The 6,454-nt window shown below is 65.4% G+C and carries 5 protein-coding genes; 4 read left to right on the top strand and 1 reads right to left on the bottom strand.

Annotation, left to right across the window (positions count from 1 at the left end):
• The first annotated feature begins 402 nt into the window (after nucleotides 1–402).
• From hrpB to ACOZK4_RS01105, 3 genes are all read left to right on the top strand, one after another.
• Nucleotides 403–2,871 carry an ATP-dependent helicase HrpB gene (gene hrpB, locus ACOZK4_RS01115; protein WP_421589960.1) on the top strand — a complete coding sequence of 823 codons (2,469 nt, stop codon included), beginning with the start codon at nucleotides 403–405 and terminating at the stop codon, nucleotides 2,869–2,871.
• Between the two features lie 20 nt (nucleotides 2,872–2,891).
• Complete coding sequence (locus tag ACOZK4_RS01110) at nucleotides 2,892–4,193, top strand: ActS/PrrB/RegB family redox-sensitive histidine kinase (protein ID WP_421589959.1); 1,302 nt, start codon at nucleotides 2,892–2,894, stop codon at nucleotides 4,191–4,193.
• Nucleotides 4,194–4,269: 76 nt separating this feature from the next.
• Nucleotides 4,270–4,839, top strand: coding sequence for an ActR/PrrA/RegA family redox response regulator transcription factor (locus ACOZK4_RS01105; RefSeq protein WP_421589958.1), 570 nt, complete (start codon nucleotides 4,270–4,272; stop codon nucleotides 4,837–4,839).
• Between the two features lie 3 nt (nucleotides 4,840–4,842).
• Here the strand turns inward: ACOZK4_RS01105 and ACOZK4_RS01100 are convergent, their stop codons facing one another.
• Nucleotides 4,843–5,373 carry an MmcB family DNA repair protein gene (locus ACOZK4_RS01100; RefSeq protein WP_421589957.1) on the bottom strand — a complete coding sequence of 177 codons (531 nt, stop codon included), beginning with the start codon at nucleotides 5,371–5,373 and terminating at the stop codon, nucleotides 4,843–4,845.
• Nucleotides 5,374–5,759: 386 nt separating this feature from the next.
• Here ACOZK4_RS01100 and ACOZK4_RS01095 point away from each other — a divergent pair, with 386 nt between their 5' ends.
• Nucleotides 5,760–6,422 carry a L,D-transpeptidase gene (locus tag ACOZK4_RS01095; RefSeq protein ID WP_313532565.1) on the top strand — a complete coding sequence of 221 codons (663 nt, stop codon included), beginning with the start codon at nucleotides 5,760–5,762 and terminating at the stop codon, nucleotides 6,420–6,422.
• The last annotated feature ends 32 nt before the right edge of the window (nucleotides 6,423–6,454 follow it).

Here is a 6,454-nt window from a genome sequence, read left to right as displayed (position 1 = left end):
ATTCTCACCAGCTCCATCAGGAAACCTTAGAGCGAGTTCGTCGGCCGCCAGAAGCGCCGCCGCTCTCGTTCGATGGCCGGGTTATAGGCCCCCCTTACCCAATCCGTCAACACCCCTTTTCATAAAAATAGCAAAAATCGACAAGTAATTGGTTTTGTTGTGATATTTCGAGTGAAGCCAAGAGTAGGACCCCAGAGCGCCGATCGAACCTGCGATTCCGCGGTTTGAAATCTTGTCCAGGTGGTAAAATTTCTTATTCCCACCGCATAGCGTGCTTCCGAGAGACCGGAACACCCTCTCAGCCCTTTTCCGGGCATCGTCCGCGGGCTATTCAAGCGGAAACAGAATGGCTCTCCGGCATCACGGATGCCGCTCCCTATATATGGATGCGCAGGCCCGATCATGGCGTCGATATCAGAGACACTGCCCAAACTGCCGATCGCGGATGTGCTGCCCGAACTCGGTGCAGCCCTTTCCGTCGGCACGCGCGCGGTTCTGTCCGCACCGCCGGGCGCCGGCAAGACGACGCTGGTGCCGCTTTACCTATTGGAGCAGGCCTGGCGCGGGAATGGCAAGGTCATCCTGCTCGAACCACGGCGCCTTGCGGCGCGTGCGGCGGCAGCGCGCATGGCGTCCCTGCTCGGTGAGACGGTGGGCGAGACCGTGGGCTATCGCATGCGGCTGGACAATCGCGTCTCGGCGAAGACGCGCATCGAGGTGGTGACGGAAGGCGTCTTCGCCCGGATGATCCTCGACGACCCCGAGCTGGCGGGTGTTTCCGCCGTTCTCTTCGACGAGTTCCACGAGCGTTCGCTCGATGCGGATTTCGGGCTGGCGCTGGCGCTGGACGTGCAGGCGGCCTTGCGCGAGGACCTCCGTATTGTCGTCATGTCGGCAACGCTCGATGTCGACAGGGTATCCGCGCTGCTCGACCATCCGCCCGCCATCGTCAGCGAGGGCCGCAGCTATCCCGTCGAGATCCGCCATCAGGACCGGCCGGCCGGCGAACGTATAGAAGACAGTATGGTGCGCGCCATCATAGAAGCGCATCGCGCGGAAAGCGGATCGACCCTCGCCTTCCTGCCGGGGCAGGCCGAGATTCTTCGCACGGCAGAGCGGCTTGAGGGGCGCTTCGGGCCGGAGACGACGGTGGTGCCGCTTTACGGCAATCTCGGCCAGAAGGAGCAGGACGCAGCCATTCGACCGGCACCGACCGGTACGCGCAAGATCGTCCTCGCCACCTCGATTGCCGAAACGTCGATCACCATCGACGGCGTCCGTATCGTCATCGACAGCGGTTTGCAGCGCCTGCCGGTCTTCGAGGCGGCGACCGGGATCACGCGGCTGGAGACCGTACGCGTCTCCCGCGCCTCCGCCGACCAGCGCGCCGGCCGCGCCGGGCGAACGGAACCGGGCGTGGCGATCCGCCTCTGGCACGCCGGCCAGACGGCGGCGCTGCCGGCCTTCACGCCACCACAGATCCTGTCCTCCGATCTCTCCGGCTTCATGCTCGATGTCGCCCATTGGGGTGTGGCCGATCCCGCCATGCTGCGGCTGGTCGATCCGCCGCCAGCGGCCGCGGTGGAAGAGGCGCGCAACCTGCTGCGCCTGCTCGGCGCGCTGGATAATGGCGGCGCGCTGACGCCGGCGGGAAAGCGCATCCGCGAACTGGCGCTGCCGCCGCGGCTCGCCGCGATGATCCTGTCCGCCGCCGAAACCGGCGAGCAGGCGGCAGCCGCGCGGCTGGCCGTGCTTCTCACCGAACAGGGGCTGGGTGGCCCCTCGGTGGATATCGAGGAGCGCCTGCGCCGCTTCTCCCAGGAGCGCGGCGAACGGGCCGATGCGGCGCGAAAACTCGCCCAGCGCATGGCCGAGGGTTTTGGCACGGCCAGGGGTGGAACGACGAGCACGCCGGGCGCGCTGCTGCTGCATGCCTTTCCCGATCGCATCGCCCTGCAGCGCGGCGGCCGGGGGCGCTTCGTCATGGCGAATGGCCGTGGCGGCGAAGTGCCGGAGACCGAGCGGCTGGCGGGCGCCGACATGATCGTCGTCGCCGATCTTACCGGCCAAGCCGGACGTCAGCGCATCCTCGCTGCCGCCGAGATCGACCGCGCCACCGTCGAGGCCGAACTCTCCGACAAGATCGTTCGCGAGGACCAGTGCCTCTTCGACCGGGCGAGCCGGCAGGTCAGGGCGCGCCGGGTGGTGCGCCTCGGCGCGATGATTCTCGAGGAAGCGCCACTCAAGCGCCCGTCCGGACCGAAGGCCGCGCAGGCGCTGGCAGACGGCGTTCGCCAGCTCGGCCTGCAAGCCATCCCCTTTTCCCGCGAGGCGGCGCAGTTGCGAGACCGCATCGGCTTCCTGCACCGCTCGATCGGCGCGCCCTGGCCCGATACGAGCGATGACACCCTGCTTGCCGCGCTCGACACCTGGTTCACACCCTTCCAGGAAAACACCCGCGGGATCGACGACATCACCGCCGCAAGCCTGCACGATGGCCTGATGGCGCTGGTGCCCTATGAGTTGCAGCGCGAGATCGCCAAGCTCGTGCCCACCCATTTTGAGGCGCCGACGGGGCAGCGCCATCCGATCCGCTATGATGGCGACGAACCGGTGCTGGCGATCCGCGTGCAGGAGCTGTTCGGGCTGAAACAGCATCCGTCCGTCGCCGGCGGGCGGTTGCCCTTGCTGCTGGAACTCGTTTCGCCGGCCCAGCGGCCGATCCAGACGACGCGCGACCTGCCCGGCTTCTGGGCCGGCTCATGGCGGGACGTGCGCGCCGACATGCGCGGGCGCTATCCCAAACATCCCTGGCCGGAGGATCCGGCCGAGGCCATGCCGACGATGCGCGCCAAGCCGCGCGGCACATGACGGAAGAGAAGGGACATATCATGGCATTCTATCAGGATATCGACTTCGAGGCCTCCGGCCGACGGCTGCGCCTGGAAACGCTGATCCGTCTGCGCTGGCTTGCCGTCGCTGGCCAGTCGATCAGCGTCCTCGTCGTCGCCTTCTGGCTGAAATTCCCACTGCCGCTGCTGCCGGCGGCGGTGCTCATCGCGCTGCTTGCGGCGGTCAACTTCTTCCTCGCCGTGCGCTTTGCCCCGGCGCACCGGCTGACGCCCGCCTCCGCCTTCACGCTTCTTGCTTTCGATCTCTGCCAGCTGATGGCGCTGCTTTTCATTACCGGCGGCCTTGCCAATCCCTTCGCGCCGTTGGTCTGCGTGCCCGTCATCATCTCGTCGTCGCTCCAGCCGATCCGCTTCAGCCTGACGCTCGGCGGCCTTGCCGTCGCCGGCATCACGGCGCTCGCCTTCACACCCTTCCCGCTGCCTTGGTATGTCGGCACGCTGCTCGTCGTGCCGCCGGTGCTGACGGCCGGTTTCTGGTTCGCCATCGTCTCGACCACTGCCTTCGCCGCCTTCTATTCCTATAGGGTGTCGCAGGAGGCGAAGGAGCTTTCGGACGCGCTGACGGCGACCGAACTGATCCTCCAGCGCGAAAAGCACCTGTCACAGCTTGATGGCCTTGCCGCCGCCGCCGCCCATGAGCTCGGCACGCCGCTCGCCACGATCAGCGTGGTAGCGCGCGAAATGGAGCGCGAGCTCGGCAGCGACGAACGCTTCAAGGAAGACGTGCAGCTCCTGCGCAGCCAGAGCGAACGTTGCCGCGACATCCTGCGCCGGCTGACCACGCTTTCGACGGAGGACGAAGCGCATATGCGCGTGCTGCCGCTCTCCTCGCTGATGGAGGAGGTGCTGGCACCGCACCGCGAGTTCGGCATAACACTCAACCTCGTCGAAGAGGGCGGGCGCGACGGCGAGCCGGTCGGCAACCGCAATCCCGGCATTCTCTATGGCCTCGGCAATCTCTTGGAAAACGCTGTCGACCATGCCCGCGAGGCGGTGACCGTCACCGTCGGCCACACGCCTGACAGGGTGACGATCGTCATCGAGGACGACGGCGACGGTTATGCGGCCGACGTTCTCCAGCGCATCGGCGATCCCTATGTCACCAAGCGGCAGAAGGACGAGCGGGCGGGCGGGCTGGGGCTCGGCCTCTTCATCGCCAAGACGCTGCTGGAGCGGTCCGGCGCCAAATTGACCTTCGCCAACCGCACGGGCGACCAGCCGGGGGCGCGCGTCTCGGTCGATTGGCCGCGGGCCCGCATGGAGACCAAAGGCGTGAAATGACTTTACCGGCACAGCCTTAGGGGTGATAAGCTGATCCCGATCAAGACTGGACGACATCCGCGACGGAAGACGAAAAATGGCTGAAAACATCGAACCGCAGATCGCAACCGACGATATCGGGCCGGATCCCTCGCTTCTTCTCGTCGATGACGACGCGCCCTTCCTGCGCCGACTTGCGCGCGCCATGGAAACCCGCGGCTTTGCCGTCGATACCGCTGAATCGGTCGCCGAGGGCATTGCCAAGGCCAAGACCAACCCGCCGAAATATGCCGTGGTCGATCTTCGCCTCGGCGACGGCAGCGGCCTCGACGTGATCTCCGCCATCCGCCAGCGCCGCGACGACACGCGCATCATCATGCTGACCGGCTATGGCAACATCGCCACCGCCGTGAACGCGGTAAAGCTCGGCGCGGTCGACTACCTCGCCAAGCCCGCCGATGCCGACGACATCTTTGCCGCGCTGACACAGCGCCCGGGCGAGAAGGTCGAGCTGCCGGAAAACCCGATGTCGGCGGATCGCGTGCGCTGGGAACATATCCAGCGCGTCTATGAAATGTGCGACCGCAATGTTTCCGAGACGGCCCGCCGCCTCAACATGCACCGCCGCACGCTCCAGCGCATCCTGGCCAAGCGCGCGCCGAAGTAAAAATCAAGCGGGCTCGTCGCGCCGCCCCGAGACGATCGCCGACATATCAGGCCCGTCACGGCGCGAATCCATCGCAAACTCCGCCAGAAGCAGCCGGCCCGCCGCGACGCGGGCGAAGGCGAAGGTGACCGCCTTGCGTGTCGGGGCCGCCAGCTTGTGCTCCGGCGCCTCGCGCAGCATGTGCGCGCCGTAGCTGTCGGAGAGGATGAGGCCGCAATCCTCCGGAAAGATATCGAGCGGCACGTCCTTGTGGGTGGCGAAGAACAGCCGGTCGCAGTGGCGACGGTAGTCGGGCCATTTGCGATCGACGCGAAAATCCTCGACCGACGTCTTGATCTCGACGATCCAGATCTCGCCCTTGTCCGACAGGCTGATGAGATCGGCGCGCCGGCCGCTCGCAAGCGTCAGCTCCGGCAGCACCGCATGGCGCATTTCCATCAGCATGCGCTGCACGCCGCGGCGCACCATCATGGCACGGTCGGACTGGCGACCGTCGAGCAGCGGATTGTCGTTGTGAAGGGAAACGATCGTCATCGGTCAACACCTCGCGAATCACATTCTAGCCGCCGATCCCGCGAAATCGATGCGGCCATGCCGGAAAACGTTAAGACAGCGGGCAAAACTGCGGCGAGAAAAAGGTTCTATTAACTGCGCGAGACTGTTCTTGTGCGGCTTGGGCGCTCTGGGCTCCAAGGCCATTGAACGGCGCGCTGCGGCGTGCTTGGCAGTGTCGGGGCCGAGCGAAAGTGGCGAGATACCGGCATTGTTGTTGCAAAAAAACAATCCGGCAGCTTTTTGCTTTCGCATAAGCCCATGCCGCAGCGCACACACTTGCATTGACTGGGTTAATCGAAAATAAACCATAATCGATGAAAGTTCCCGCGTCCCGGAACATCTTAATTCCTTTACAAGAGACCCTCATGCGCTTCCGCAATGCCCTCCTCCTGTGCGGCCTCGCAGCAGCCGTCACGCTCGCTGGTTGCTCCTCGTCCTCGACCTCCCTTCCGGGCGAGAAGGTGGCGACCAATGCTATCTTCACGTCGGATTACGGCGCCGTCGAGGACAACGGTTATGCCCTGCCGGCGATCCCGATCAGCAAGGTGAACACCAAGTTCCACCGCCAGATCGTCGATTACGCCACCAGCGAGAAGCCCGGCACGATCGTCGTCAACACGCCGAACCGCTTCCTTTATTACGTGCTGCCCGGCGGCAAGGCCGTGCGCTACGGCATCGGCGTCGGCAAGTCCGGTTTCGCATGGCAGGGTGAAGCCTACATCGCCTGGAAGCAGGAATGGCCGACCTGGCACCCGCCGAAGGAAATGGCCGACCGCAAGCCTGACGTCGCGCGCTACGTCAAGGACGGCATGGGCCCCGGCCTGAAGAACCCGCTCGGCGCACGCGCCATGTATCTCTTCAATGAAAAGGGTCAGGACACGCTGTTCCGCCTGCACGGCACGCCGGAATGGGCCTCCATCGGCACGGCCGCCTCGTCGGGCTGCATCCGCCTGATGAACCAGGACATAATCGACCTCTACAGCCGCGTCCGTCCCGGCAAGGGCGCCCGCGTCGTCGTCCAGCAGTAAGCGCCGGACAGTCTTTATATAGAGAAGAAGCC

This window comes from Shinella sp. M27, from assembly GCF_049199905.1.
In the GTDB taxonomy this organism is placed as follows: domain Bacteria; phylum Pseudomonadota; class Alphaproteobacteria; order Rhizobiales; family Rhizobiaceae; genus Shinella.
Note: the sequence above shows the minus strand (reverse complement) of the source record. Positions and strands in the feature narration are given on the sequence as shown.

Bases quoted from the DNA above. Each gene is read 5' to 3' on its own strand.
- hrpB (WP_421589960.1), top strand. From the start codon at position 403: ATGGCGTCGATATCAGAGACACTGCCCAAACTGCCGATCGCGGATGTG.
- ACOZK4_RS01110 (WP_421589959.1), top strand. From the start codon at position 2,892: ATGGCATTCTATCAGGATATCGACTTCGAGGCCTCCGGCCGACGGCTG.
- ACOZK4_RS01105 (WP_421589958.1), top strand. From the start codon at position 4,270: ATGGCTGAAAACATCGAACCGCAGATCGCAACCGACGATATCGGGCCG.
- ACOZK4_RS01100 (WP_421589957.1), bottom strand. From the start codon at position 5,373: ATGACGATCGTTTCCCTTCACAACGACAATCCGCTGCTCGACGGTCGC.
- ACOZK4_RS01095 (WP_313532565.1), top strand. From the start codon at position 5,760: ATGCGCTTCCGCAATGCCCTCCTCCTGTGCGGCCTCGCAGCAGCCGTC.